This window comes from Mesorhizobium sp. B2-4-19 (genome assembly GCF_006441315.1).
GTDB lineage: Bacteria > Pseudomonadota > Alphaproteobacteria > Rhizobiales > Rhizobiaceae > Mesorhizobium.
The window spans coordinates 63,344-89,668 of record NZ_VFUV01000020.1; the positions used below are offsets into that span (position 1 = coordinate 63,344).

The following is a 26,325-nucleotide window of genomic DNA, read 5'->3' on the forward strand; positions in this document are numbered from 1 at the left end:
GCTTCTTGGGGCAAGACTAGATATGAAATGGCCGCCCGTCGAATCTCGACGGACGGCCGTTCCGCAATCGGAGGTTAGGGCAGGGTCTTGCCCGGATAGGTCTGCTGGAAGCGTTCGAGGATGGCGTCGCCGTTCTTGACCAGCGTGTCGAGGCCTTCCTGGACGCTGACCTTGTTGGCGAAGATCGCCTGCATCTGCGTACCGAACTCGGCGCGGATCTGGGTGAAGTTGCCCAGCCGGATGCCGCGGGTGATTTCGGTCGGCTCGGACGCCGTCAGGCTGGCGATGGCGACTTCACGGCCCTTGTAGGGCGCCTTGTCGTAGAAGCCCTGGCCCTTCATGTAGTCGAAGCCCGACTTGGTCACCGGGATGTAGCCGGTGTTGGTCGACCAGAACAGCGCGGTCTTGGGGTCGTGGATGAAGTTCAGGAACGCGGCAGCGCCCTTGTACTCGGCGTCCGACTTGCCGGAGAGCACCCACAGCGAAGCGCCGCCGACGAGCGAATTCTTGCGCTCCGTGCCGGCATAGACCGGCAATTCGGCGACATCCCACTTCATGCCTTCCTTCTGGGTCCTGCCGACCGTGCCGTGGTCGCCGACCGAGGTCAGGATGACCTCGCAGGTACCCGAGGCGAAGGCCTGGACCATATCCTGGCCGAGATCCTTGGACTTGATCTTGATCAGGCCGGCGTCATACCACGTCTTGAGATCGGTGACGTACTGGACGAACTTGGTCTTGTTGACTTCCAGACGCGCGTCGAGACCGTCATAACCATTGTTCTTGGTGGCGATCGGCTGGTTGTGGAGCGCCGAGAACTGCTCCATCAGCTGCCAGCTTTCGTTGGCCGAGATGTTGATGGCCATCGGGCACTCGTAGCCGGCGTCCTTCAACGCCTTGAGGTCGGCGCCGACATCTTCCCAGGTCTTGGGCGCTTCGGTCTTGCCGATCTTGGCGAAGGCGTCCTTGTTCCAGTACATCAGCGGGGTCGAGGAATTGAACGGGAAGGACAGCATCTCGCCCTTCGACGTGGCGTAGTAGCGCGCGATGCCTGGGAAATAGTCGGCGTAGTCGATCTTGTAGCCGTTTTCTTCCATCAGCTTGTCGGCGGGCTTGTAGGCGCCCGACAGCATCATGGTGGCGGTGCCGACATCGTAGACCTGGACGATGGCCGGCTGCTTGCCGGCGCGGAAGGCCGCGATGGTGTTCTGCAGCGTCGCGTCGTAGTTGCCCTGGCTGGTGCAGACGACTTCATAGTCCTTCTGCGAGGCGTTGAAGTTCTTGCACAGCGTGTCGACGACACGGGCAAGGTCGCCCGAAAGGCCGAACCAGAAGTCGAATTTTACCGGTTCTGCAGAGGCAGGCATTGCCAGCGCGGTGCTGAGCGCACCAGCGGCCAGGGCAGCAAAGCCCCGCTTGATCATGGTCATGGTTTTTCCCTCTTGAGTGGCTGGAGACAAGGGTCTTGCGCAAGTCCTTGCCCGCTCTCTTAGAGAAGGTATGTGACAGTTCTGTTGTGGCTCCCCGGCCTTTGCACAGCTGCCCGTTCCTCTCCCTCGGCGGCTTGGCCGGCATAAAAACGCACCGGCGTTTTAGGTAGCTAGGGCGACTGTCGAGGACGTAAAGACCATATCGGCCGGCATGATTATCCGGCTAAGGGGACGATGGAATGCAGGCGCGGCAGCGGGCGTAAATGCGCCGGCGAAGCACGCCAGGGCTACTATCTCGGCAAACCGGCGCCCATCGAGGCGTTCGACGACCTGACCGGCCACGGCAAGGGCACTCCGGTACGCACCGACCATCGGGATGGCAGTCTCGTATTGCTCAAGCCTAGCGTGCGCTAGGCTTGATCGCTCACGATCCGAGAGCCGTGTCGATCAGCCGCCTGGCGTCGGGCCCCGACCATTCAGCCGGGCCGTTCATATGCGCGATCAGGCAGCCTTCGCCGTCGATCAGCATGGTGACGGGAAGGCCGAGCGCCAGGCCGCGCGTCTTGAGGTCGTTGAACAGGGCCACCGTCGAATCCCGGTAATAGCCGAGCGCTTCGACATCTGTTTCCTTGAGGAATTTCTTCGGCTTCACATCATCGCCGGCATCGACATTGACGGCGACTACCTGAAAGCTGTCGCTGCCTTTCTCCTTCTGCAGCGCATCGAGCGCCGGCATTTCGGCACGGCAAGGCGCGCACCATGTCGCCCAGAGGTTGAGCAGCACCGTCTTGCCGGCATGGTCGGCGATCGTCATCGGCTTGCCGTCCGGGCCATTGAAGGCAAGGCTTTTCATCGACTGCGGCGGATCGGCGGGCAACAGGGCCGCGACCTGGCCGGTGGCGGCAGCCGCGATCTTCTTGGCGCGGTCGCTCTTGGCGGCGCAGGCGACGTCATCCTTGCTGCCGCCGACCGCCACCTGCGCCGGTGCATTGTTGCCAGACCGGCTCTCGCTGACATATACCGCGACCGCGCCGGCCAGCGCTCCCGCCACCAAAGCGGCGAGGATCAGGCGCGGGGCCGGGAAAAATCTGTTTCCGTCTGCCATTTTCTCAAAACTGCTCCGAAGCACGGGTTTTATAGCGATGAGCGACAAGAAGACCAGCAACCAGATGTGGGGCGGACGATTTGCCTCGGGTCCGGCCGCGATCATGGAAGCGATCAACGCGTCGATCTCGTTCGACCGCAAACTCTACGCGCAGGACATACGCGGCTCGATCGCTCATAGCGAGATGCTGGCGCAAACGGGCATTATTTCGGCGGCCGATCAAGAAAAAATCGCTCACGGGCTGAACACGATCCTGAAAGAGATCGAGGCCGGCCGCTTCGAGTTTTCGACGAAGCTCGAAGACATCCACATGAATGTCGAGGCCCGGCTCGCCGACCTGATCGGCCCGGCCGCCGGCCGCCTGCACACCGCGCGCTCACGCAACGACCAGGTGGCGGTGGATCTGAGGCTCTGGGTCAAGGACGAATGCTTCCGCGTCGCGGAGGCACTGAAGGGCCTGATCACGGCGCTGCTGGAGCGGGCCGAGGAGCACGCGGCGACCGTGATGCCGGGCTTCACCCATATGCAGGCGGCGCAGCCGGTGACCTTCGGCCACCACTGCATGGCCTATGTCGAGATGTTTGCACGCGACCTGTCGCGCGTGCGCGATGCCATCGAGCGCATGGACGAGAGCCCGCTCGGTGCCGCCGCCCTTGCCGGCACCAGCTTTCCGATCGACCGCCACAGAACCGCCAAGGCGCTCGGTTTCCGCGAGCCGATGCGCAATTCGCTGGACAGCGTTTCCGATCGCGATTTCGCGCTGGACTTCCTCGCCATGGCGGCGATCTGCGCCACGCATCTGTCGCGGCTGGCCGAGGAGATCATCGTCTGGTCGACGCCGCAATTCGGCTTCGTCAGGCTGTCGGACTCGTTTTCCACCGGCTCCTCGATCATGCCGCAGAAGAAGAACCCCGACGCCGCCGAACTGGTGCGCGGCAAGACCGGCCGCGTCAACGGCCATCTGGTCGGCCTGCTGACGGTGATGAAGGGCATGCCTTTGACCTATGGCAAGGACATGCAGGAAGACAAGGAATCGGTCTTCGACGCCGCCGAGACGCTCGACCTGATGCTGGCGGCGATGACCGGCATGGTCTCCGACATGACGGTCAACGCGGCCGCGATGAAGAAGGCCGCCGGCTCCGGCCACGCGACCGCGACCGACCTCGCCGACTGGCTGGTGCGCACGCTGGGCCTGCCGTTCCGTGAGGCGCATCACGTCACCGGCCGTGCGGTGGCGCTGGCCGAGGAGAAGAAGGTAAGCCTGGAAAAACTTTCGCTGGAGGATCTGCAGTCGATCAATCCCGGCATCACATCGGATATTTTCTCGGTGCTGGCGGTGCAGAATTCGGTCAAGAGCCGCACCAGTTTCGGCGGCACCGCGCCGTCCGAAGTGAGGAAGCAGATCCGCCATTGGAAAAAGCGGCTGGCCAAAGCCTGAAGCCGGACAATGCGACCGGCAATATCCCGGATATTGCAACCGGCAATATCCGGGGTGCAATGCGCCGAGAACTCGGCTAAAAGCGGCGGCTGACAAAACGTTTCGGACGGATGGATCGATGACCGGAAGCAGGATTTTGGTGACGCTGACGCTGCTGGCGGCGATGGCCGCCGTGACCGCCTGCGGCCGCAAGGCCGGTCTCGACACGCCCTATGAGGCGGCCATCCAGGCGCGCAAGGATGCCGAGAAGGCCAAGCAGCCGCTGCCGCCGGAGCCGGAAAAACCGGTCAAGGACAAGAAGTTCATCCTCGACCCGCTGATCTAGAACCGATCAGGCCGGGTTTGGCTTCCAAGCCCGATCTATCGTGCTCCAACTTCCGGAATCACTCTCGTGAACCATTTCGACTACCGCGACGGCGTGCTGCATGCCGAGGACGTGGCAATCCCTGATATCGCCGCTCAGGTCGGCACGCCGTTCTACTGCTATTCGACGGCCACGCTGACCAGGCACTACCGCGTCTTTGCCCAGGCTTTTGCCGGCCTCGACGCGCTGGTCTGCTACGCCATGAAGGCCAACTCCAACCAGGCCGTGCTGCGCACCCTTGCCAGGCTAGGCGCCGGCGCCGACGTGGTCTCGGAAGGCGAGCTGCGCCGGGCGCTGGCGGCCGGCATCCCGGCAAGCAAGATCCTGTTTTCCGGCGTCGGCAAGACCGCGCGCGAAATGGACCTTGCGCTCGAAGCCGGCATCCTTTGCTTCAACGTCGAATCCGAGCCTGAACTCGAACTGTTGTCGGCGCGAGCCACGGCACTCGGCAAGGTGGCGCCGGTCTCGCTGCGCATCAATCCCGATGTCGACGCCAAGACCCACAAGAAGATTTCCACCGGCAAGGCCGAGAACAAGTTCGGCATCGCCTGGCAGCGCGCGCGGCAGGTCTATGCCCGGGCGGCGACGCTTCCGGGTATCAAGGTCACCGGCATCGACACCCATATCGGCAGCCAGATCACCGAATTGCAGCCCTTCGACGACGCCTTCGCCCTTTTGGTCGATCTGGTCGGCGCGCTGCGCGCCGATGGCCACGCCATCGAGCATGTCGATCTCGGCGGTGGCCTCGGCATCCCTTACCGTGTCGACAACAACCCACCGCCCTTGCCCGACGCCTATGCCCAGATCGTCAGGAAGCATGTCACCAAGCTCGGTCTGAAGGTGATCTTCGAGCCGGGCCGGCTGATCGTCGGCAATGCCGGCATCTTGGTTTCGGAAGTGATCTTCGTGAAGGAAGGCGACGCCAAGAATTTTCTGGTCGTCGACGCCGCCATGAACGATCTGATCCGGCCGACGCTCTACGACGCCTTCCACGACATCAGGCCGGTCGTGCAGCCGCCTGCCGACACGCCGCGCATGATGGTCGACGTGGTCGGCCAGGTCTGCGAGACCGGTGACTATCTCGGCCTCGACCGTGACCTGCCCAGGCTGAAGGCCGGCGATCTCATTGCCGTTTCCACCGCCGGTGCCTATGGCGCCGTGCAGGCAGGCACCTATAACACCCGCCTGCTGGTGCCGGAGGTGCTGGTCGACGGCGACCGTTTCCACATCGTGCGTCCACGCCTGACCTATGACGATTTGATCGGGCTGGATTCGGTGCCTGACTGGCTGGCATAGAAGCCATGGCCGGCAGCGCTACAGCCGGTTCTGCAGGCGCGTCCTTGTCTCGGCGATCCTGTCTTCGTCACGGCGGTAGAACGTCCATTGCTTGATGCGCTTGGCGCGCAGCAGGCCGGCCTGGGTGAGCACGCGCATATGCTCGGAGAGCGTCGCCTGCGTAATACCGAGCTTCTCGGCGATCAGCAGCGCGCAAACGCCGTCCTCGATCAGATCGCCGTCGGCCTGAGCCGGGAAATGCGCGCGCGGATCCTTCAGCCAGTCGAGGATCTGCAGCCTGCGTTCATTGGCAATCGCCTTGAAGACATCAACCTCTTGCATTTAGGCATTTAGGCATTTTGCCAAGTTACTAATTACTGTCAATCCCAAGGAGATCGCCATGGCGCAGGGCAACACCGTTACACGCGAGCGCATTGCCGCGATGGAACCGCGCATCCGCCCCTATATCAGGCACACGCCGGTGCTGCGCGTCGACATGGCCGACTTCGACCGGCCACCGCTGGCGGTAGACCTCAAGCTCGAATGCCTGCAGCATTCCGGTTCGTTCAAGGCGCGCGGCGCCTTCACCAATCTTTTGGAAAGGGCGGTTCCCAAGGCCGGTGTCGTCGCCGCATCGGGCGGCAACCATGGCGCCGCCGTCGCCTATGCCGCCATGCGGCTCGGCCACAAGGCGACCATCTTCGTTCCCGAAGTGAGCCCGCAGGCCAAGCTGGACCGCATTCGCGGCTATGGCGCCGACCTAGTGGTTGGCGGTGCCCGCTACGCCGAGGCGTTGGCCGCCAGCGAACGTTTCGCGCAGGAGACCGGCGCCTTGCAGATCCACGCCTTCAACCAGGAGGAAACGCTGGTCGGCCAGGGTACGCTTGGGCTCGAGATCGAGAACGACCTGCCCGAGATCGACACGCTGCTGGTCGCCGTCGGCGGTGGCGGCCTGATCGGCGGCATCGCCGCCTGGTATGCCGGCCGCATCCGCATCATCGCCATCGAGCCTGAAGGCGCGCCGACGCTTCATCGCGCCTTCGAGGCCGGCCATCCCGTCGACGCGCCGGCCGAAGGCATCGCCGCCGATTCGCTGGCGCCGAAGCGCGTCGGCGAAATGATGTTCCCGATCGCCGAAGCCTTCGTCGAGCGCTCCATCCTGGTCAGTGATGACGACATCATCGCCGCGCAGAAGGCGCTGTGGAACCGGGTGCGCATCATCTCCGAGCCGGGTGGGGCTGCCGCCTTCGCCGCGATCCTGTCCGGCCGCTACACGCCGGCACCGGGCGAAAGCGTCGCCGTGCTGGTCTGTGGCGCCAATGCAAACCCCGCCAATTTCTGATTGCAACCATCTCGGCGGGCTTCACGTTTTTTGAAACCGCCTCGCCTTTGCCGTGTTTGCTGGTATTCTTCGAGTCGTGAGGATCGGGCTATCCTGCCTGATTCCAGGAAGGGCCGATGACGCAACGACCCATCTCTAGCGATCGCAGTCTCGCCGGGCGCCTTGCGCTCAGCCGGCTGGCGACGCGGGTCTCGATGATGGTCGAGCGCGGCTGGCCGTTGCTGCTGCCGCTGATCCTTGTCGCCAGCCTGTTCCTGAGCATCTCCTGGTTCGGCGTTTTCTCCCGCTTGCCGGATATCGCGCGCATCGGCCTTGTCGCCGCATTCGGCCTGGCAGGGCTGGCGGCGCTCTATCCGCTGCGCTTTTTCCGCCTGCCCGGCGCCGCCGAGGTCGACCGCCGCATCGAGGCCGCCAACGAATTGCTGCACAGCCCCGTGCTGGTGCAGGCCGACCGGCCAAGCGGCCGCGAAAGCAGCTTCTCGCAGGCGCTGTGGCGCGAGCACCAGAAGCGCATGGCCGCCAGGCTCGACAGCCTTGGCGCCGACCTGCCGCGCACCCGGGTGCCGGAGCGCGATCCTTGGGGGCTGCGCGCCGTGGCCGCGCTGCTGCTCGTCACCGCCTTTGCCTTCTCCTTCGGGCCGACGGGCGGCAGGATAGCCGACGGCTTCAGCACCCACGGCGCGCATGATGCCGTGCCGCCACGCATCGATGCCTGGGTGACGCCGCCTGCTTATACCGGCAAGCCGCCGATCTTCCTGACCGCCGACGCCAACCAGGCAACGCCGACGTTTCATGTGCCCGAGGGCAGCGACGTCTCCTTGCGCGTCACCGGAGGCTCGGGCGAGGAAACGCTCGCCTATGCCGACAAGGATGGCAATGCACGCACCATCGACCCTGCCGGACCACAGGCGGCCAGCGCCAAGCCAGCCGCGAGCCCGGCGGCGCCGACCCCCGCATCCCCGTCGAAGGTGCGCCAGTTCATCGGCAAGCTGACCGGCGACGGCACGCTGACGCTGAAATCGGGCGAGGATCAGCTCGGCCGCTGGGCCTTCGCCGTGATCGAGGACAAACCGCCACAGATCCGCTTCGTCGGCGAGCCCAAACGCGCCGCCAACGGCGCCTTCGAACTCAACTACCGGATCGACGACGATTATGGCGCCGCCACCGCCAAGGCTGTCTTCGCGCTGGCCGACCCGCAGGCGCCTGGCGCGCATCCGCTGTACGGCCCGCCGGAAATGCCGTTGGCGCTGCCGCGCCGCGGCGGCAAGTCCAATGCCGCCAAGACCACCAAGGACCTGACCGAGCATGTCTGGGCCGGCAGCAGCATCAAGCTGACGCTGGTCGCCACCGACGACGCCGGCCACACCGCGTCGAGCGAGACCAAGACGCTGGTGATGCCGGAGCGGCCTTTCGCCAACCCGCTGGCGCGGGCGGTGATCGAACAGCGCCGCCTGCTGGCGCTCGACGCCAATGCCAAGCCGCACGTGCTCGACCTGATCGACGCCATCACGCTGCGGCCGGAAGACACGTTCGACAACATGTCCCACTATCTCGCCATCATGAGTGCGCGCAGCCGGCTGAAACTGGCCGGCAACGACGATCAACTGCGCGGCGAGGTCGCCTATCTCTGGGAAATCGCGCTCGGCATCGAGGAGGGCAACCTCTCGGCCGCCGAGAAGCGGCTGCGCCAGGCGCAGCAGGCGCTGCAGGACGCCATCAAGAACGGCGCCAGCGACGCCGAAATCGAGAAGGCGATGAAGGAACTGCGCGAGGCGATGAACCAGTTCCTGCAGGAATTCGCCGAACGCGCCAAGCAGAACCCGAATGCGCCGCAAATGCAGCAGAACGGCCAGGAACTGCGCCAGAGCGACATCGCCCGGATGATGGACCAGATCGAGAACCTGGCGAAGTCGGGCGACCGCGACAAGGCGCAGCAATTGCTGTCGCAGCTGCAGGACATGATGAACAATCTCCAGGCCGGCCGCCAGCAGCAGGGCGGCGAGCAGGACAGCCAGATGCGCCAGCAGATGGACAAGCTCGGCGAGATCCTGCGCCGCCAGCAGGAGATGATGAACGACACCTTCCGCATGGACCAGATGCAGCGTGGCGAGCGCCAGCGCGGGCAGAACCGCGATGAGCAGCTTGGCCAGGGCCGTGGCGAGGACCAGAACAAGCCAGGCCTCGGCGAGGACCGCGATCCGCTCGCCAGGCAAAAACCGATGACGCCGCAGGAATTCGCCGATGCGCTGAAGCAGTTGCAGGAAGGCCAGGGCCAGCTGAAGGGCGATCTCGAGCAGCTGAAGAAGAACCTCGAAGGCATGGGCATGGAGCCCAATGAAGGATTTGGCGAGGCCGGCAAGTCGATGGGCAGTGCCGAACAGGCGCTTGGCGAGGGTCAGGGCGACGAGGCCGTCGGCCACCAGGGCCGGGCACTCGAGGCGCTGCGCAAGGGCGCCAAGGACATGATGAAGCAGATGCAGGCCATGCAGGGCGACCAGGGCGGCAGCCAGGAAGGCGGGCGTCAGCAGAATGCCGACCGCGACCCGCTCGGCCGGCCGCGCGCCAGCCAGGGTCCCGATTTCGGCGATTCGGTGAAAGTCCCCGACGAGATCGACGTCCAGCGCGCCCGCCAGATCCTGGAAGCGATCCGCAAACGGCTCGGCAACGCGCTCGGCCCCGATATCGAGCGCAGCTATCTCGAACGGCTGCTCGAGCTGAAATAGGGACCCCGCCCCTCTCGAACGGTTGCAACACCATGCCGAAGCTCGGTACCGTCACGCCCATCCTGCGCATCTTCGATATTGCCAAGGCGCATGAATTCTACGTCGGGTTTCTCGGTTTCGAAGTGCAGTTCGAACACCGCTATGATGACAACGCGCCGCTCTACACAGGCGTTTCACGTGACGGCTGCGTCTTGCATCTGAGCGAACATCATGGCGACGGCGCACCGGGCTCCCACATCCGGATCGAGACGACCGACATTGCGGGGCTCCACCACGAATTGACCGAAAGAAGGTACCGCTTTGCCAGGCCGGGGTTGGAGGAGACGCCCTGGAAGACGAAGGAGGTCACGGTCGACGATCCGTTCGGCAACCGCCTGACCTTCTATGAGGATGTGAAGGACTGAGCTAACCGGTTGACGAACGCCTCGCGGATCGCCTCCTGCATGCCGTCGATCGCCTCGCCCGATGCGTTCGGGTTGCGATGCATGACCACATTGGAGGAATCGATGTCGCCGAACCCATCGGCGGAGGTCAGTTCGCGGCAGCCGTCCGGAATGTTGCTGCGCGAGATCGGCGCGATCGCCAGCCCTGAGGTGACGGCAAGCTTCAGACCACCGGTGGTGTCGCTTGTATAGGCGACACGATAGGCAAGACCGCGCTGCTCCAGCGACTTGATGGCGAAGTCCTTGCACCAGCTGACCCGGTTGTAGAGCGCGATCGGCACTGGGCGTTCCTCGTGCATGTGATGCAGGGTCGACGTCACCCAGACCGTCGGGTCGTGCATCAGCACTTCGCCGCCGCCCGGATCCTGCCATTCGAACACCACGCACAGATCGAGTTCGCCGGCGGCGAGCGCCGCCAGCTGCGCCTCCGAATGCGCGTAGCGCACGGTGACCTCGACCTTGGTGTGGCGTTTCGAAAACGCGCCGAGCGCGCGCGACAGGATGGCGTGGCCATATTCCTCCGGAATGCCGATGCGCACCGGTCCGCCGAGCGGCGCCGCCGCCATCGAAGCCGCCGTTTCGTCGAGCAGCGAGACGATGCGACGGGCATTGACGATGAGTTCGCCGCCGCGCCGCGTCAATGCGACGCCGCGCGAGCCGCGCTCGAACAGGCTGTCGCCGACCAGTTCCTCAAGCTTCTTCATCTGCATCGACACGGCCGACTGGGTGCGCCCGGCCTGCTCGGCCGCACGGGTGAAATTGCCGGCCTCGGCAATGGCGACGAAGGTGCGCAGGAGATCGCTGTCGAGGGTTGGACGCATGTTATCCATCATAAGCGGATTTGATTGCAGGCATCATTCCAATTCGTTTGCAACATGTCAAACACCGGACGATAGTTGCCTTACCCATTGGATATGCGGCTGCGAAATCGGCTGCGGACCAAGCAAAGAGTCCTCACTCGTACCCGCTGCCCGAAACGGTGGCGGGTTCTTTTTGATCTGGAGGCGGGCTGCTTCGGATCGTACGCGTAGGAGCCGGAACGCAGATGCAGAATAGGATGGTGCGCGGCATCCTGAGCCTGTGCCTGGGCGTGCTGGTGTTCTCGCTGCAGGACCCGCTCGTCAAGGCCGTGTCGAGCGGCTATCCGGTGACCGAGGTGATGGCGATCCGCTCGATCGTCGCCTTGCCGATCCTGATCATCCTCGTCCATGCCGATGTCGGGCTGTCGGCAATCCTGTCGAAGCGGTTCGGCTTGCTGACGATCCGCGCCTTCATCCAGTTCACCTCCTACACGGTGTACTATCTGGCCATCGCCGCGCTGCCGCTGGCCGACGCCGTGGCGCTCTATTTCATGGCGCCGCTGTTCATCATGGCGCTGGCCGGACCCTATCTCGGCGAACGCGTCTCCTGGCGAACGCTGGCGACGGTGCTGATCGGCATGCTTGGCGTCATCGTGATGGTGCGCCCCGGCGCCGGCCTATTCGACTGGGCGGCACTGCTGTCGCTCGGCTCGGCGGCGCTCTACGGCTTCTCGCAACTGATGGCGCGCAAGATCGGCGATACCGAATCGTCCACCGTCATGGCCTTCTATCAGAACGGCGCCTATCTCATCGGCGCCGCCGTGGTTGCCGGCACGTTCCATCTGGCCGGCATAAGTCACGCCGTCCACCCCAGCGTCGAATTCCTGGTGCGTCCGTGGATATGGCCGACGCTGCCGGATTTCCTCAAGATGGCCGCCTGCGGTTTCGTTGCCTCCGCCGGCATGATCCTTCTGTCGCAGGGCTACAGGCTGGCGCCGGCCAACCGGGTCGCGACCTTCGAATACACCGGCATTCTGTGGTCACCGCTCTGGGGTTTCCTGTTCTTCGCCGAGGTGCCGCGGTCGACGACCGTGATCGGCGCGGCGCTGATCATCGGCGCCGGCCTGCTTGCGCTCAACACTGGGCGGCGCAAGAATGCACCACCGGTGCTTGCAACTGCCGATTCGGTCTAATCAGGCGAAGCAGATCAGCGCGCGCTCGACGCGCGAGCGGATTTCGGCCAGCGTGAACGGCTTCTGCACGACATCGAGGATGATGCCGTTCAACTCCTCGGCGCGCTCGCGCTGGTCGGCATAACCGGTCATCAGCATGATCTTCATCGCCGGGAAAAGGGCGGCCGCCGCGATCGCCATCTCGATACCGTCCATCTCGGGCATGCGGATGTCGGAGACGACGAGATCGTAACCACCATGCGCGGCGCGTATCAGCGCCAGGCCTTGAGCGCCGTCGGCGGCGATATCGATTGCGTGGCCTGCGCGTTCAAGCGCGCGGCAGCGAGGGTGCGGACGGACTCATCGTCCTCGACGATCAAAAGCTTTGCCATGGCCGGCAATTTGGCCGCGAAAAGTTGACTTTTCCTGAAAGGACCCGGCCCCTGACCGGGCTAATTTTTCCGGCGCCGTTAAGGCCTTTTTCAGAACTTGTCGGCGCAAGGCAGTTGCCTCACGCATCGCCTTTCACGATGCCCACGAACGGCAATTCACGGAAGGCGTGCGCGACATCCATGCCGTAACCGACGACGAAATAATCGGGGCAGTCGAAGCCGACATAGTCGGCGACGAGCGCGGTCTGGCGGCGCATGCGCTTGTCAAGCAGCACGGCGATGGAACAGCTTTTCGCGCCGCGCGACAGCATCAGGTCGCGGGTGAAGGTCAGTGTCTTGCCCGATTCCAGAATGTCGTCGATCAGCAGCACGTCGCGGCCGGCGACCTCATTGTCGATGTCGCGCAGCACCCTCACCTCACCGCTGGTGGTGCCGGCGCCATAGCTGGAAATGAAGATGAACTCGACCTCCGGCGACAGGCCGACATCGTGCATGGCGCGGATCAGGTCGGCGGCGAAGATGAACGAGCCCTTCAGCACCGAAATCACCAGGAGATCATGATAGTCGTGCCCGGCGATCTCCTTGGCGAGTTCGAGATTACGCCGCGCGATCGCCGACGCCGAAAACAGGACTTCGATGTCCTTGTCGCGTACGATGGGCATTGTCGTCTTCCCCGGTGATCGCCTACTCAGCGAAAGTAACCAAAACGGTCCTTACGCCGTTCTTAGGCACGTCGAGCCGGCTGGCAAAGCCGAATCTTTCGCCCGATGCCAGCGAATGGCCGGATGTCCCCAACGTATAGCGGGTTGTGCGCCCGTCATTGCCGGTCACGCGGATTTCGAGCGGCGGCATTGTCGCCGGCCCCGCCCCGTCATTGGCGGCCTCGCCATCGACGAACAGCACCGGATTGGCTCCCGAGGCGTCGACATGCGAGGTGACGCCTGAAATGGTCAGCGCCGGGGCTTGCGCGCCGGTCAGGAAGGGCGTCTGACGCACCAGCGCATGTCCGCCGGAGACCCAGAAAGCGGCCAAGGCGGCACCAATGCCGGCGATCCAGAAGATCGGCCCGCCGCGCGCGGCCGGCGGCCGTTCCGCCGGCGCTTCCGGCTTGCGCAGCATGTCCATCCCCTCGATGGACGGCGTGACAATCAGGCGCGGCGGCAGTGAAACGCCTTCCACGGCAGGGACAAGGCGCGGCATCACTTCATAGTCGGCATCGACGATATCAGCCGCCGGGCCGCGCACGATCCGCTCCGCCGCGACAATTGCCGGGGGATCGGTCATGATTTCGCCGGAAACCGGGCGCGCGGTTCGTTCGTCAGCCATCATGGCCCCGTTATTGCGCGTGTTCGCTTTTCGTTTCTTTTGCGTAAACAAAAATGGTTAACGCTTCCCCACCGGAGCCCTCGTGACGCGCCGAAACAAGCCAGAAATTAACCGCCGGTTAACCATGCCGGCCGATGGTCTTTTCGCAGAACAGGCAGGCGCTGCGCTGCCCGTCCAAACTAAAGAGATAGAGCATGATGCCGTCCGAAAACCGCTTCACACTTTTCGGCATCATGCTCTAGAAATTTCAGGTCGTCGAAATTGATTCGCTTCGAAAATGTCGGCCTCCGCTATGGCATGGGTCCGGAAATCCTCCGCGATATCTCCCTGCACATCCCGGAGCGCTCCTTCCAGTTCCTGAGCGGACCCTCGGGCGCCGGCAAGACGACGTTGCTGCGGCTTCTGTTCATGTCGCTGAAGCCGACGCGCGGGCTGATCACCATTTTCGGCAAGGACCGCTCGCGCATTTCGCGCACCGAACTGCCGCATCTGCGCCGCCGCATCGGCGTGGTGTTCCAGGATTTCCGTCTGCTCGACCACATGACCACCTATGAGAATGTCGCGCTGCCGCTGCGCGTGCGCGGGCGCGAGGAAGCAAGCTACCGCACCGATGTCACGGAGCTGCTGAAATGGGTGGGGCTGGGCGAGCGCATGCATGTGCTGCCGCCGGTCCTGTCGGGCGGCGAGAAGCAGCGCGCCGCCATCGCGCGCGCCCTGATCGAGCAGCCCGAGATCCTGCTCGCCGACGAACCGACCGGCAATGTCGATCCGCCGCTGGCGCGGCGGCTGCTGCGGCTCTTCATCGAGCTCAATCGTCTCGGCACCGCCGTGGTGATCGCCACCCATGACCTTGGCCTGATGGAACAGGTCGATGCACGCCGCATGATCCTGGCCGGCGGAAGGCTGGACATCTATGACTGATCTGTCCGCCGAACACTTCGAAGAGCATGAGCAGGAAGCCGAGGCGGCCGAAGCGAGACCGCGCGCCCAGCGCCGCATGGCGCCGATCGTGCCGGCGCAGAACATCGCCGGCCGGGCGCTCGTCCTGGTCATCGCCATCATGACCTTCCTGTCCTGCCTGACCTTCGGCGCGGTGACGCTGGTACGCGACACCGCCTCGGTCTGGGAGAACCAGATCTCGCGCGAGGCGACGATCCAGATCAAACCGGCCGACGGCCTCGACATGGAGGCCGCCCTTGCCCAGGCCTCGCAGATCGCCGGCGAATTCCCCGGCGTGAAGTCGACAAAGATCATCGACCGCGATGCGACGGCGAGGCTGCTGGAGCCATGGCTTGGTTCCGGCCTCAACATCGACGAGCTGCCGGTGCCGCGCCTGATCATCGTCACCATCGATGAGAACAGCCCGCCCGACTTCGCCGCCATGCGCGCCGCCATCACGCCGAAACTGCCGAGTGCGTCGCTCGACGATCACCGCACCTGGGTCGACCGGCTGGTGGCCATGGCCCGCACCACGGTGACCATCGGCGTTGCCGTGCTGGCGCTGATGCTGTCGGCGACGGTGCTGACCGTGGTGTTCGCTACCCGCGGCGCCATGGCCGGCAACGGCCATATCATCGAGGTGCTGCATTTCGTCGGCGCCGAGGCCGCCTTCATCGCTCGCGAATTCCGCCGGCATTTCCTGGTCACCGGCATGAAGGGCGCGGCCGCCGGCGGTGCTGCGGCGGTACTGGTCTTCATCGTCTTTTCCTGGTGGTCGTCACGCAACATGGCGACGCCGCAGGCCGACCAGGCGACTGCCCTGTTCGGCAATTTCGCCATCGGCTCGGCGGGTTATCTCGGCGTCGTCCTCATGGTGCTGGTGATCGGCGCGCTGACGGCGGCAACCTCGCACGCCACCGTCGTCGCCTATCTCAGCGACATCGATATTCGCCAACCAGACGCATGAAAGGCAACTTGCTCTGGCGGAAATCGAAGCAGGGTGATCACGGATCGAGAAACGGCGTAACGCAAAGTGCGTCTTTTACCTACCAAAGGCCGCATTTCAGGATTAACCATATGATCATGGACGTGCGGGATTCGACCGGGACGGCTGGGCAGATGCCAGTGGTGGTTGCTCGTTTGCACGACCACGGGGGCGCTAGCCGTTTAAGAACCGCACTGCGGATATCCGCGCTCGCCATTCTCGTTCTCGCAACGCTGTTTGCCGGCGGCTTCGGCTGGTTCGCCAACAAGGTCGCGCATCTCACCACGCCCGCCAATCCGGCCAAGGCCGATGCCATCATCGTGCTGACCGGCGGCCAATCGCGCCTTGACGCGGCGATGGATCTGCTGGCGTCCGGCAAGGGCGAGCGGCTTTTGATCAGCGGCGTGCATCCTTCGGCCAGCCGGCGCCAGCTCCAGGCAGCCACCGGCGGTGACAAGAACCTGTTTTCCTGCTGCGTCGACATCGACCGTGCCGCGTTGGACACGATCGGCAATGCCGAGGAAAGCGCCAAATGGGTCGAAAGCCACGCCTATGGCACGGTGATCCTGGTCACCAACAATTACCACATGCCGCGCAGCCTGCTGGAGATGGGCCGCCTGCTGCATGGCGCCAAGCTGGAACCCTATCCAGTGGTCAATTCCAATCTCGACAATGGCGGCTGGCTGACAAAGCCGCGGGCGTTGCGCGTGCTGTTCACCGAATACACCAAATATCTGCTGGCGCTGGCGCGCGGCATCGTGCCGGTGAAACCGACCCCGGACGGCATTGCGCTGGCCGAGACCGCGGCCGGCGGCTGAGCCCCCGGCGTTCCATCATCATTCCTTGTCTGTTCCCTTCGACACGGCCTTCAGGCGACTGACCTCCTGCTCGAGCTGTTGAATGCGCCTGTCCCGCTCGCCAAGCGCTGCCGCCACATCAGCCGCCTCGAAGCGCTGCGGGATGTGTTGCGGGCAATTCGCATCCCAGGCCGAGACGGTGAACAGGATGACCTGCTCGGGACGTGCCTTGTAATCCTGCGGCATCAGCCTCGCCATCAGCTCGGCATCGTTCTCGACGACGCTCGCCGTGCCCCAGATCTTGATGCGCTGGCGCAGCATGTAATCGATCAGGAACAGGAAGGCGCGTGGATTGTCCGCCAGATTGCCTTGCGTGATGAACTGCCTGTTGCCGGAAAAATCCGCGAAGCCTATCGTCTTTTCGTCCACGACCTTGAGAAAGCCGGCCGGGCCGCCGCGATGCTGGATGTAGGGCTGGCCATCGCCATTGGCCGTCGACAGGAAGACGCTGGTCTGCATCTCGACGAAGGCGGCAAGGTCCGGCGTGATGACAGCCTGCCAGCCACCACGCTCCTCGACGCGGGCGTAGGACTGACGCGAACCCTTGCGCGCCTGGATCGCCTTGACGGTCGGCGTGAAGGCGACATCGCTGGTGAAAGCATGCGCGTCCATCGAAACCTCCTTGCCTGAAACCGGCTTCCACCGGACGCAATTCCGGACGGAAAACCGCTTCACACTTTTCCTGGAATTGCTCTAAAGCCCGAGCGCCGACAAAGTCGGATGGTCGTCCGGGCGACGCCCCAACGGCCAATGGTACTTGCGATCAGCCCCGCTGATCGGCAGGTCGTTGATGCTGGCGATGCGCAGACGCATCAGCCCGTGCTCGTCGAACTCCCAGTTCTCATTGCCATAGCTGCGGAACCAGGAGCCGTTGTCGTCGTGCCATTCATAGGCGAAGCGCACGGCGATGCGGTTGCCGTGGAAGGCCCAGACCTCCTTGATCAGCCGGTAGTTCAGCTCGCGGCTCCATTTGCGCGTCAGGAAAGCCTGGATGGCATCGCGCCCTTGCAGGAATTCGGTGCGGTTGCGCCAGCGGCTGTCGGTCGTATAGGCGAGCGCCACCCGCGCCGGATCGCGCGAATTCCACGCATCCTCGGCCATGCGAGCCTTTTGCGCTGCCGTCTCGGCGGTGAACGGCGGAAGGGGTGGGCGACTTTCAGACATGAGAACTCCATTGCGCGGCTACGCTGCGGACAACACCATGCCCGAGATATAACCCCTTCCATTCCTGAAATGGAGATGGCATATCTGCAATCGTTCCTTCCATTTTATGGAAGAAGTGAATGGATCGTCTCGAAGCCATGTCGCTCTTTGTCGCGGCGGTGGAGGCCGGCAGCCTTTCCGCCGCGGCCCGCCGTTTCGGCATTCCGCTGGCGACCGTCAGCCGCAAGGTTTCCGATCTCGAACGCCATCTCAACACCCGGCTCCTGAACCGTTCGACGCGCCGGCTGACGCCGACCGATGCCGGCGAGGCCTATCTTGCGGCCTGCCGCCGCATCCTTGATGACGTTGGCGAGGCTGAACGCGCCGCGGCCGGCGAGTACAGCGCTCCGACCGGTGAACTGGCCATCACCGCGCCGGTCGTGTTTGGCCGTCTCCATGTGTTGCCGGTGGTCACCGGCTTTCTCTCGGCCTATCCCGACGTGGATATCCGCCTGACCCTGGCGGACCGCATAACCCAGTTGGTCGAGGACCATTTCGACCTCGCGCTGCGCATCGGCCAGTTGCCGGATTCGAGCCTGGTCGCCATTGGCGTCGGCGCGATCCGCCGCGTTGTCTGCGCCAGCCCGGCCTATCTAGCCGAACACGGCACGCCCACGATCCCAGAAGATCTAGGCACCCACAGTTGCATCACCTTCGAGGGACTTTCCTCCGCCGCCCCTTGGAGCTTCGCCAGAGGCAAGACGGACGTCACGGTCCAGGTCCGCTCGCGCCTGCAGGTCAACACCGCCGAGGCGGCGATCGATGCCGCGATTGCCGGCGTCGGGCTGACGAAAGTGCTTTCCTATCAGGTCGATGCCGCCGTGCGGTCCGGCATGCTGCGCATCCTGCTGCAAGAATTCGAGCCGGAACCGTGGCCGGTGAGCCTGGTGCATGCGGGCCACGGCCTGCTGCCGGTCAAGCTGCGCGCCTTCCTCGACTTTGCCGCGCCGCGTCTGAAGGAGCGGCTGGCGCGATTGGAGTAGCGTGCTTGCGCTGGCGGGAGCCGTGCTTCAGCATCGGCCGGAACGCTGCTGCGCCATTTCCTTTTTCCCCGCGCTTGGTGTAACCAACGCACACTTCCTCATCGGACCTCCCCCATGCTCTATGTCAGATCGCTGGCGTTCAATTTCGCCTTCTACGTCAATCTGATCGTCCAGATGATCCTCTGGACCCCCTATTATTTCCTGTCGCCCCGCCACCGTGCCTGGTTCGTGCCGAAATTCTGGTCGCGCAGCTGCATGTGGCTCTACGACAAGATCGCCGGAACCAAGAACGACATCACCGGGCAGGAAAACCTGCCCGAAGGCTCCTTCATCCTGGCGCCCAAGCACCAGTCGTTCTGGGATGCGATCGCCTTCTTCCCTTTCCTCCAGGACCCGCTCTACATCCTCAAGCGCGAGCTGACCTGGATCCCGTTCTTCGGCTGGTACATCATGAAGATGCGCATGATCCCGGTCGATCGCGGCAGCCGCTCCAAGGCCCTGAAGGCAGTGGTCGCGGCGACCAAGCAAGAGATGGCGCGCAACCCGCGCCAGCTGATCATCTATCCCGAGGGCACGCGCCGGGCGCCGGGCGACGAGCCGGCCTACAAATACGGCATCGTCGAAATCTACACGCAGCTTGGTGTTCCCGTGGTGCCGGTTGCCCATGTCGCCGGCCTCTACTGGCCGCGCCGCAAATTCCTGCGTTATCCCGGCACCATCAAGGCGCGTTTCCTGCCGCCGATCCCACCGGGCCTCGGCAAGGACGAGTTCATGGCGCGGCTGATCGGCGAGACGGAAGCCGCTTGCGACCAGTTCCTCATCGAGGCATCGCGCGCGCCCAACCCGCCCGCCTTCCCGCCGACGGCGTTGAAGCGGCTGCGGGAGCTCGGCGCGAAGGCCTGAAAGCCTCCAGCCGGGCGATCAGCCGTAAACAGCCAGCAGCGTGGTCAGCACCAGCGTCGCGGCAAAGATCAGATTGATGATCCGCGAAGCGACAGGCCTGCGCAGGAGGCGCGCGAACGCCGCGCCGACAAGCAGCCACACGGCATGGATGACAACGATCATCGCCGCGAGCACCGTCAGCTTCAGCCATAGGCCGAGTTCCGCGCCGTCCTGGCTCGACGAGGCGCCGGCGAACACGGCGGCGATCGCCACATAGGCTTTCGGGTTGGCGACAGCCAGCAGAAACCCGGCCAGCCAGGTCGGGCGCGCAGCGTCGGCCGTGCGTGCCGCCAGCGGTGGCGCCGTGGCGATCCTGAACGCGAGATAGAGGATATAGGCCGCCGAGGCGACAACCAGCACCGGCGCCAGCTTCGGCATCGACCCAAGCACCGCCATGATTCCGGTCGCCACGACCAGCAGCACGGCGACCGTGCCGAGAACGATCCCCAACGTGTAGCGCACAGAATCGCGCAGGCCGAAGGCGGCGCCAACAGCGGTGACGCTTATCGTTGCCGGCCCTGGACTGCCCATGACCACCGTGGCGGCCAGCACAAGGGCGAGCAGAGGCCGCCAAAGCTGCGGCTGCGAAAGAAGCGGCTCCGTCATCGCACCCTCTGTCTTGCCAATGGCGAAGGACGCTATGGCAAGACGGGAGCGTGGTCTTGGACGTTCGTGCGTAGAGCGGCCGAAGCCTCAGTCGCTCGCTTTGTCGAGCTCGGCCATGTCGTCGGCGGTCAATTTCAACGACGCCGCCTTGATCAGGCTGTCCATCTGGCTGGGCTTGGTGGCGCTGGCGATCGGTGCGGTGACACCTGGCCGCGCGATCGCCCAGGCAAGAGCGACTTCCGCCTGTTTCGCCGAATGCTTGGCGGAGATGGCATCCAGAGCGGCCAGAATGCGCATGCCGCGCGCATCGAGATAGCTGCCGACGTCCTCGCCGCGTTCGCTTTGGCCGAGATCGGCCTCGCTGCGGTATTTGCCGCTCAGGAACCCCTTGGCCAGGCTGAAATAGGTGATGACGCCGATGTCCTCGGCCACGCACAGATCGCGTAACGGCCCATCGAAGGAGGAGCGGTCGTAGAGATTGTATTCCGGCTGCAGCACCTCGTAGCGCGGCAAGCTGCGCAGGCTCGCCACGTCGAGCGCGGCGCGCAACTGGCCGGCGTCGAGGTTCGAGCAGCCGATATGGCGGACCTTGCCCTTGGCAAGCAGCTTCTCATAGGCGCCAAGCGTTTCCTCATAGGGCGTGGCCGGGTCCGGCCAGTGCGACAGATAAAGGTCGATGACATCGGTCCGCAGCCGCTTCAGCGAGGCCTCGACGGCCTTTTCGATATAGGCGGCGGAGAGGTCCTTGTGCCCCTGCCCCATATCCGAGCCGACCTTGGTGATCACCACGACCTTGTCCCGGTTGCCACGGTCCTTCATCCAGTTGCCGATGATGGTTTCCGATTCGCCGCCCTTGTTGCCGGGCACCCAGCGTGAATAGGCGTCGGCCGTATCGATGGCGTTCAGTCCGCCCGCGACAAAGCGGTCAAGCAGGTCGAAAGAGGTTTTCTCGTCGGCGGTCCAGCCGAAGACGTTGCCGCCCAGAACCAGCGGCGCGATGGAAAGGTCGGTGCGACCGAGACGGCGTTTCTGCAAGATGGTTCTCCGTGATGATTGGGATGGGGCGCATGCCGCCCGCTGGCTGGGTTCGAAGCCTAAGCTAGGTCGTGCCGCGTCGAGGTCAAAGGCCTGACCGCCGATTTCAGCAGAGCCAGTGCTTCACGATGGCGCTATCCCCCGTGCCACATCCTCAAGCCAATGGTCGCGGATACCCAGTGCCTCCAGATGCTTCAGCGTGCTGAGCACATAATCCTGGTTGTTGCCGGATTGGCCGACGGCGCCGCGCACCACCGCCGCCGCATGCGCGGCATCCAGCGCGCCGGCATATTGCTCATGCTTGCGGTCGACGATGTAGGCGACCGCTTCGACCGTGCCGCCGCCGTCGAGGCGGACCTTCAGAGTGCGCTCGAGATAGACGCTGGTGACGAGTTCGCGCTCACGCAGATAGGCGACCACCTCGTCGCGCAATTCTCCAGGCACTCGGAAAGCCAGCCCGACGCAGGAGCCGCCATGGTCGAGGCCAAGCACCAGCCCGGGCCGCTCACGCGTGCCACGGTGCACGAAGGAATAGACACAAAGCGAGCGACGATAGCCGTGCAAATGGGCGCGCCGCGTCTCGACATGCGCGAAACCCGGCCGCCAGATCAGCGAACCGTAGCCAAACACCCAAAAATCGCCCATATCGCCGTGCCTGATTGCAAAAAGAATGGCCACACCGCACCGGAAACCGGTGTTTTTCCGTCCGTCCCCGGCTACCTATTCGTCAATGTCTACCAGGCGTTGTCGGAATCGAAGGTCCGTCCACCAACACCGTGGGTTAATGAGAGCCAAAGCATGACGTCAAGTGACGAACGCCAACCAAAGTCCCGCCGCGGCCTGTTCTGGCTTGTGGCGTTCATCGTTGTGCTGTTCGCCATCTACAGCGGCGGCTGGTTCTATCTGGCCAACAGGGTCAGGACCGAGGCCGACAAGGCGGTCGCCACGCTCAACAAGAGCGGCATCCAGGCCGGCTGCGCCAATCTCCAGGTCAGCGGCTATCCCCTGAGCTTTACCGTCTCTTGCGACAATCTGGCGTATGAGGACGATGCCAAGAACATCGCGGCCTCGGCCGGCTCCTTCAATGCCGTCGCCCAGATCATCCAGCCCTTGTCGCCGGTCGCCGATCTGCGCGGTCCGCTCAGGACCTCCGTGCCCGGCATGGTGCCGCTGTGGATCGACTGGGACAATCTGCAGGCCAAGGTCAAACTGTCATGGCCGCTGCCGCAGCGCATCGTGCTGCAGGCGGAGGGCCTGTCGGGCCAGACCGATCCAGCCGACGACACCGACCCGGTGGAACTGTTCAGCGCCGGCAGAGCGGCCGGCCAGCTGCAGCCGAACGGTCAGGACGTCGATTATGTCGGCAGCTTCACCGATCTGGAAATCGACCCGGATGCGATCGGCGGCCGCGTGCTGCCGGCGCTCGATGCCAGCGGCGACGCCACGCTGAAGAATGGTGTCGCGCTGATCGGAACGCAGGCGAAAAGCCTTCGCGGCCAAAGGGTCGAGATCCGCAACCTCGATTTGTCGTCAGGCACGGCGCGGGTCACCGTTTCCGGACCGCTGTCGGTCGATACCGAAGGCCTGGTCGACGCCGATCTGATGATCAGGATCAAGGATCCGGAGGCCGTGGCGGCCATTCTGGCCGGTGCCATACCCGAGCAGAAGAATGCGATCGAACAGGGTTTTGCCGCGCTTGCCATGCTCGGCAGCGAACCGTCGATGCCGCTGAAAGTGGTCAAGGGCAAGGTCTCGCTCGGCTTCATCCCGCTCGGCAAGATCAAGCCGGTGCAATAGCGCGCCATGCCGGGACCCCCGAGGCTCCTCAGTGTCGGCGCGCTGACGCTGGACACCATCCTGCGTGTCGAGACGCTGCCCACGCATCAGGGAAAGTTCATCGCCGCCGATGGCGTGCAGATCGCCTCGGGCATGGCCACCAGCGCTGCCTGCGCCGCGCGCCGGCTGGGCGCCGAGGTGTCGCTGTGGGCGAGCGCCGGCGACGATCCGGCCGGCGATCAGCTGATCGCCGGGATCGAGGCCGAGGGTGTCGACTGCAGCTATGTCCGCCGCGTCGGCGGCGCCCGCTCGGCATTGGCCTCGATCCTGGTCGACGCGCATGGCGAGCGCATCATCGTGCCTTTCTATGACAGCCTGGCCCAGGCCGATCCCGAGGCATTGCCTTTCGCGGACATCGCGGCATTCGATGCCGTGCTGGTGGACGTGCGGTGGCCGGGTGCAGCGACACTTGCCCTCAAGGCGGCGTGCGCGGCCGGCCGGCCGGCAATCCTCGATGCCGATACGGCGCCGCTGGCGGTGCTGGAGCAGGTGTTGCCGCTGGCTTCGCACATCGTCGCCTCGGAGCCCGCGGTGCGCATCATATGCGGCCAGGCACTGGATCTGGCGAGCGCTTGCACCGAAATGGCTTCCCGCACCGATGCGTTCGTCGCCGTCACCGGCGGCGCGGCAGGCACCTGGTGGTTCGATCGCGCGTCGAGATCATCCCGCCATGTCGCGGCGCCAAGGATCAAGGCGGTCGACACGCTCGCCGCCGGCGACGTCTTTCACGGCGCCTTTGCCGTCGGACTGGCGGAGGCCATGCCGGTCGAGCAGGCCTTGCGCTTTGCAAGTGCCGCCGCGGCGCTCAAATGCCTGCGCTTTGGCGGCAGGCTCGGCGCGCCGGATCGGGCCGAGACGCAGGCAGTGGTCACGGCGACCTGGCCCGAAACAGCCTAGTTCTTCGACGGATGCTCCACCGCCTGGCGGCCGAAATCGGGCACGTCGATATCCTGGCCAGCCTCGATGATCGAGCGGCGCACGGCACGGGTGCGGGTGAACAGGTCGAACAATTTGTCGCCATCGCCCCAGCGGATCGCCCGCTGCAGGAATGCCAGATCTTCCGAGAACCGCGCCAGCATTTCGAGAATGGCGTCCTTGTTGTGCAGGCAGACGTCCCGCCACATGGTCGGGTCGGAGGCGGCCAGACGCGTGAAGTCGCGAAAGCCGGAGGCCGAATATTTGATGACTTCGGTCTTGGTCACCGATTCCAGGTCATCGGCGGTGCCGACGATGTTGTAGGCGATGATGTGCGGCAGATGCGAGACGATGGCGAGCGTCATGTCGTGATGCTGGGGATCCATCGTGTCGATGTTGGCGCCGCAACGGCGCCAGAATTCCGACAGCCTCTCCAGCGCGTCCGGATCGGTGCCCGGCAACGGGGTGAAGATGCACCAGCGATTGTCGAACAGATCGGCGAAACCGGCGTCCGGTCCGGATTTTTCCGTGCCCGCCAGCGGATGGCCGGGAATGAAATGAACGCCATCAGGCACATGCGGCTGCATCTGCGCGATGACCGAGGCCTTGGTCGAGCCGACGTCGGTGAGGATGGCGCCGCTCTTCAGCGCCGGCGCGATCTCCTCAGCCACCGCGCCGGACGAGCCGACAGGCACCGAGACGATGACCAGGTCGGCATCGCGGACCGCTTCCTTCGCATCCGTCGTGTAGGAATCGCCCAGTCCAAGTTCCTCCGCCCGCTTCAGCGTCGCGGCGCTGCGGGTCGAGATGGCAACCTGGCCGGCAAGGCCCTCGCGTCGGATGACGCGGGCCAGCGACGAGCCGATCAGGCCGATGCCGACCAGCGCGATCTTTTCAAACATCGGTGATGTCATGGTGTTCCTGCTTTTCGGGCGTTCTAGCTTTTCAGGAATGTCGTGAGCGCGGCGACGACGCCGCGATTGGCGTCTTCCGTGCCGACGGTCATGCGCAGCGCGTTGGGGAAGCCGTAGCCGGAAACGCGCCTTAGGATATAGCCGCGCGCGGTCAGATAGTCGTCCGCCGCGGCCGCCGAATGCTTCTGGTCGTCGGGAAAGTGAATGAGCAGGAAATTGCCGACGCTGGGCGTCACCCGCAGCCCGAGCCCGGTCATCTCCTGGCTCAGCCAGGTCAGCCAGGTCTCGTTATGCGCCACGCTGCGCTCGACATGGGCGCGGTCGCGGATCGCCGCGATGCCGGCCTCGATCGCCGTCGCGTTGACGTTGAAGGGACCGCGCACGCGGTTGATGGCGTCGACGATGTGCATGGGCGCATACATCCAGCCGATCCGCGCGCCGCCGAGGCCGATCTTGGAGAAGGTGCGGGTCATGACGACATTCTCGGCGCTGCCGACCAGTTCGATGCCGGCTTCATAGTCGTTGCGGCGGACATATTCGGCGTAGGCCGCGTCGAGCACCAGCAGCACATGTTTGGGCAGGCCGGCATGCAGACGGCGCACCTCCTGGAACGGCACATAGGTGCCGGTCGGATTGTTCGGATTGGCGAGAAACACGATTTTCGTGCGCGGCGTGACGGCCGCCAGTATCGCATTGATGTCGGCGCGCTCGTCGGTCTCCTTGACCGCGATCGGCGCGGCCCCGGCCGACTGGATGTAGATCTTGTAGACCATGAAGGCGTGTTCGGTGAATATGGCCTCGTCGCCGGGTGCGAGATAGGTCTGCGCCAGCAGGCCGAGGATCTCGTCGGAGCCGTTGGAGCAGATGATGTTCTGCGCGTTGAGGCCATGCACTTCCGCGATCGCCTCGCGCAGCCGTCTGGCGGTGCCGTCGGGATAGATGTCGAGCCTGGCGGCGACTTCACGCGCGGCCTCGATCGCCTTCGGCGACGGGCCAAGCGGGTTCTCGTTGGACGACAGCTTGTAGACCTTGGCGACACCGGCGGGTGCTGCGCTCTTGCCCGGCACATAGGCGTCAATGTCCATGATGCCCGCGCGCGGGGTTGGACGTGCCTGATCCGGTGTCTGGTTCATTTTTGCAAAATCCATCGAAAATGCCTCGATCCGGAGGCCGCAGCGGAAATACAAGCCGTGGCCGATAATGTCGAGAGGTGGCAGTGGTGCCAGCAGCCGGCCCAGATGTCGGCCCGGATGTCGGCCCGGATGTCGGCCCAGATGTCGGCATTGACGGCAGGGCGGGCGAG

The 26,325-nt window shown here is 64.4% G+C and carries 28 protein-coding genes and 1 pseudogene; 15 read left to right on the forward strand and 14 right to left on the reverse strand.

Going from position 1 to position 26,325, the window contains the following annotated elements; genetic code table 11:
* Positions 1-74: 74 nt before the first annotated feature.
* Entirely contained in the window at positions 75-1,427 is a 1,353-nt protein-coding gene (locus FJ546_RS26435) for an extracellular solute-binding protein (protein ID WP_140891999.1), read from the reverse strand.
* A 234-nt stretch (positions 1,428-1,661) separates the two neighbouring features.
* Between FJ546_RS26435 and FJ546_RS26440 the strand changes: the two genes are divergently transcribed.
* Positions 1,662-1,841: a hypothetical protein gene (locus FJ546_RS26440; RefSeq protein WP_140892000.1), complete on the forward strand. Its 180-nt coding sequence runs from the start codon at positions 1,662-1,664 to the stop codon at positions 1,839-1,841.
* Positions 1,842-1,851: 10 nt separating this feature from the next.
* Here the strand turns inward: FJ546_RS26440 and FJ546_RS26445 are convergent, their stop codons facing one another.
* Positions 1,852-2,532 (reverse strand): TlpA disulfide reductase family protein, encoded by a 681-nt coding sequence (locus tag FJ546_RS26445; protein WP_140892001.1) that lies wholly within the window; start codon positions 2,530-2,532, stop codon positions 1,852-1,854.
* A 37-nt stretch (positions 2,533-2,569) separates the two neighbouring features.
* On the opposite strand from FJ546_RS26445, the gene argH reads away from it, so the two are divergent.
* The 3 genes from argH (at position 2,570) to lysA (ending at position 5,630) form a co-directional block, all read left to right on the forward strand.
* Positions 2,570-3,970 carry an argininosuccinate lyase gene (gene argH, locus FJ546_RS26450; protein WP_140892002.1) on the forward strand — a complete coding sequence of 467 codons (1,401 nt, stop codon included), beginning with the start codon at positions 2,570-2,572 and terminating at the stop codon, positions 3,968-3,970.
* Positions 3,971-4,088: 118 nt separating this feature from the next.
* Complete coding sequence (locus FJ546_RS26455; protein WP_140892003.1) at positions 4,089-4,295, forward strand: hypothetical protein; 207 nt, start codon at positions 4,089-4,091, stop codon at positions 4,293-4,295.
* 66 nt (positions 4,296-4,361) lie between these two features.
* A complete protein-coding gene (gene lysA, locus FJ546_RS26460; protein ID WP_140892004.1) occupies positions 4,362-5,630 on the forward strand; it encodes a diaminopimelate decarboxylase in 1,269 nt (422 codons plus the stop codon).
* 18 nt (positions 5,631-5,648) lie between these two features.
* On the opposite strand, the gene FJ546_RS26465 is transcribed toward lysA, so the two are convergent.
* Positions 5,649-5,951, reverse strand: a complete 303-nt coding sequence (locus FJ546_RS26465) for a metalloregulator ArsR/SmtB family transcription factor (RefSeq protein ID WP_140892005.1) — start codon at positions 5,949-5,951, stop codon at positions 5,649-5,651.
* Positions 5,952-6,009: 58 nt separating this feature from the next.
* Here FJ546_RS26465 and FJ546_RS26470 point away from each other — a divergent pair, with 58 nt between their 5' ends.
* The 3 genes from FJ546_RS26470 to FJ546_RS26480 all read left to right on the forward strand — a co-directional run bounded on the left by FJ546_RS26470 (position 6,010) and on the right by FJ546_RS26480 (position 10,078).
* On the forward strand, positions 6,010-6,951 hold the full coding sequence (locus tag FJ546_RS26470; protein ID WP_140892006.1) for a threonine/serine dehydratase: 942 nt from the start codon (positions 6,010-6,012) through the stop codon (positions 6,949-6,951).
* 116 nt (positions 6,952-7,067) lie between these two features.
* Positions 7,068-9,674, forward strand: a complete 2,607-nt coding sequence (locus tag FJ546_RS26475) for a TIGR02302 family protein (protein ID WP_140892007.1) — start codon at positions 7,068-7,070, stop codon at positions 9,672-9,674.
* A gap of 32 nt (positions 9,675-9,706) precedes the next feature.
* Positions 9,707-10,078, forward strand: a complete 372-nt coding sequence (locus FJ546_RS26480; protein WP_140892008.1) for a glyoxalase superfamily protein — start codon at positions 9,707-9,709, stop codon at positions 10,076-10,078.
* On the opposite strand, the gene FJ546_RS26485 is transcribed toward FJ546_RS26480, so the two are convergent.
* Positions 10,057-10,938, reverse strand: coding sequence for a LysR substrate-binding domain-containing protein (locus tag FJ546_RS26485; RefSeq protein WP_140892009.1), 882 nt, complete (start codon positions 10,936-10,938; stop codon positions 10,057-10,059). The genes FJ546_RS26480 and FJ546_RS26485 overlap by 22 nt on opposite strands.
* 224 nt (positions 10,939-11,162) lie before the next feature.
* On the opposite strand from FJ546_RS26485, the gene FJ546_RS26490 reads away from it, so the two are divergent.
* Entirely contained in the window at positions 11,163-12,110 is a 948-nt protein-coding gene (locus tag FJ546_RS26490) for a DMT family transporter (protein WP_140892010.1), read from the forward strand.
* Here the strand turns inward: FJ546_RS26490 and FJ546_RS26495 are convergent.
* The 3 genes and pseudogenes from FJ546_RS26495 to FJ546_RS26505 form a co-directional block, all read right to left on the reverse strand.
* Positions 12,111-12,481, reverse strand: a pseudogene (locus FJ546_RS26495) (response regulator).
* A gap of 119 nt (positions 12,482-12,600) precedes the next feature.
* The gene (hpt, locus tag FJ546_RS26500; protein WP_032931858.1) at positions 12,601-13,143 is read right to left on the reverse strand and encodes a hypoxanthine phosphoribosyltransferase; all 543 of its coding nucleotides are present in this window, start codon (positions 13,141-13,143) and stop codon (positions 12,601-12,603) included.
* A gap of 22 nt (positions 13,144-13,165) precedes the next feature.
* Entirely contained in the window at positions 13,166-13,810 is a 645-nt protein-coding gene (locus FJ546_RS26505; RefSeq protein WP_140892011.1) for a hypothetical protein, read from the reverse strand.
* A gap of 258 nt (positions 13,811-14,068) precedes the next feature.
* On the opposite strand from FJ546_RS26505, the gene ftsE reads away from it, so the two are divergent.
* The 3 genes from ftsE (at position 14,069) to FJ546_RS26520 (ending at position 16,549) form a co-directional block, all read left to right on the forward strand.
* Positions 14,069-14,728, forward strand: a complete 660-nt coding sequence (gene ftsE / locus FJ546_RS26510; RefSeq protein ID WP_010911739.1) for a cell division ATP-binding protein FtsE — start codon at positions 14,069-14,071, stop codon at positions 14,726-14,728.
* The gene (locus FJ546_RS26515; RefSeq protein ID WP_140892012.1) at positions 14,721-15,713 is read left to right on the forward strand and encodes an ABC transporter permease; all 993 of its coding nucleotides are present in this window, start codon (positions 14,721-14,723) and stop codon (positions 15,711-15,713) included. The genes ftsE and FJ546_RS26515 overlap by 8 nt, the downstream gene beginning before the upstream one ends.
* Before the next feature lie 110 nt (positions 15,714-15,823).
* Positions 15,824-16,549: a YdcF family protein gene (locus tag FJ546_RS26520; RefSeq protein WP_140892013.1), complete on the forward strand. Its 726-nt coding sequence runs from the start codon at positions 15,824-15,826 to the stop codon at positions 16,547-16,549.
* Between the two features lie 18 nt (positions 16,550-16,567).
* On the opposite strand, the gene FJ546_RS26525 is transcribed toward FJ546_RS26520, so the two are convergent.
* Together FJ546_RS26525 and FJ546_RS26530 are read right to left on the reverse strand one after the other, a co-directional pair.
* Positions 16,568-17,200 (reverse strand): pyridoxamine 5'-phosphate oxidase family protein, encoded by a 633-nt coding sequence (locus tag FJ546_RS26525; protein ID WP_140892014.1) that lies wholly within the window; start codon positions 17,198-17,200, stop codon positions 16,568-16,570.
* Positions 17,201-17,281: 81 nt separating this feature from the next.
* Complete coding sequence (locus FJ546_RS26530) at positions 17,282-17,752, reverse strand: DUF1348 family protein (RefSeq protein WP_140892015.1); 471 nt, start codon at positions 17,750-17,752, stop codon at positions 17,282-17,284.
* A 119-nt stretch (positions 17,753-17,871) separates the two neighbouring features.
* On the opposite strand from FJ546_RS26530, the gene FJ546_RS26535 reads away from it, so the two are divergent.
* Together FJ546_RS26535 and FJ546_RS26540 are read left to right on the forward strand one after the other, a co-directional pair.
* Positions 17,872-18,774 carry a LysR family transcriptional regulator gene (locus tag FJ546_RS26535; RefSeq protein WP_140892016.1) on the forward strand — a complete coding sequence of 301 codons (903 nt, stop codon included), beginning with the start codon at positions 17,872-17,874 and terminating at the stop codon, positions 18,772-18,774.
* 114 nt (positions 18,775-18,888) lie between these two features.
* Complete coding sequence (locus tag FJ546_RS26540; protein ID WP_140892017.1) at positions 18,889-19,677, forward strand: 1-acyl-sn-glycerol-3-phosphate acyltransferase; 789 nt, start codon at positions 18,889-18,891, stop codon at positions 19,675-19,677.
* 18 nt (positions 19,678-19,695) lie between these two features.
* Here the strand turns inward: FJ546_RS26540 and FJ546_RS26545 are convergent, their stop codons facing one another.
* From FJ546_RS26545 to FJ546_RS26555, 3 genes are all read right to left on the reverse strand, one after another.
* Positions 19,696-20,322 (reverse strand): LysE family translocator, encoded by a 627-nt coding sequence (locus tag FJ546_RS26545; RefSeq protein WP_140892018.1) that lies wholly within the window; start codon positions 20,320-20,322, stop codon positions 19,696-19,698.
* Between the two features lie 87 nt (positions 20,323-20,409).
* Entirely contained in the window at positions 20,410-21,357 is a 948-nt protein-coding gene (locus tag FJ546_RS26550; RefSeq protein WP_140892019.1) for an aldo/keto reductase, read from the reverse strand.
* A 123-nt stretch (positions 21,358-21,480) separates the two neighbouring features.
* A complete protein-coding gene (locus FJ546_RS26555; RefSeq protein WP_140892020.1) occupies positions 21,481-22,002 on the reverse strand; it encodes a gamma-glutamylcyclotransferase in 522 nt (173 codons plus the stop codon).
* 153 nt (positions 22,003-22,155) lie between these two features.
* Between FJ546_RS26555 and FJ546_RS26560 the strand changes: the two genes are divergently transcribed.
* Together FJ546_RS26560 and FJ546_RS26565 are read left to right on the forward strand one after the other, a co-directional pair.
* Positions 22,156-23,154, forward strand: coding sequence for a DUF2125 domain-containing protein (locus FJ546_RS26560; RefSeq protein ID WP_140892021.1), 999 nt, complete (start codon positions 22,156-22,158; stop codon positions 23,152-23,154).
* A gap of 6 nt (positions 23,155-23,160) precedes the next feature.
* On the forward strand, positions 23,161-24,090 hold the full coding sequence (locus FJ546_RS26565; protein WP_140892022.1) for a sugar kinase: 930 nt from the start codon (positions 23,161-23,163) through the stop codon (positions 24,088-24,090).
* Here the strand turns inward: FJ546_RS26565 and FJ546_RS26570 are convergent.
* On the reverse strand, positions 24,087-25,022 hold the full coding sequence (locus tag FJ546_RS26570; protein ID WP_181168097.1) for a prephenate/arogenate dehydrogenase family protein: 936 nt from the start codon (positions 25,020-25,022) through the stop codon (positions 24,087-24,089). The genes FJ546_RS26565 and FJ546_RS26570 overlap by 4 nt on opposite strands.
* A 23-nt stretch (positions 25,023-25,045) precedes the next feature.
* A complete protein-coding gene (gene hisC / locus FJ546_RS26575; RefSeq protein ID WP_140892023.1) occupies positions 25,046-26,155 on the reverse strand; it encodes a histidinol-phosphate transaminase in 1,110 nt (369 codons plus the stop codon).
* Positions 26,156-26,325 lie beyond the last annotated feature (170 nt).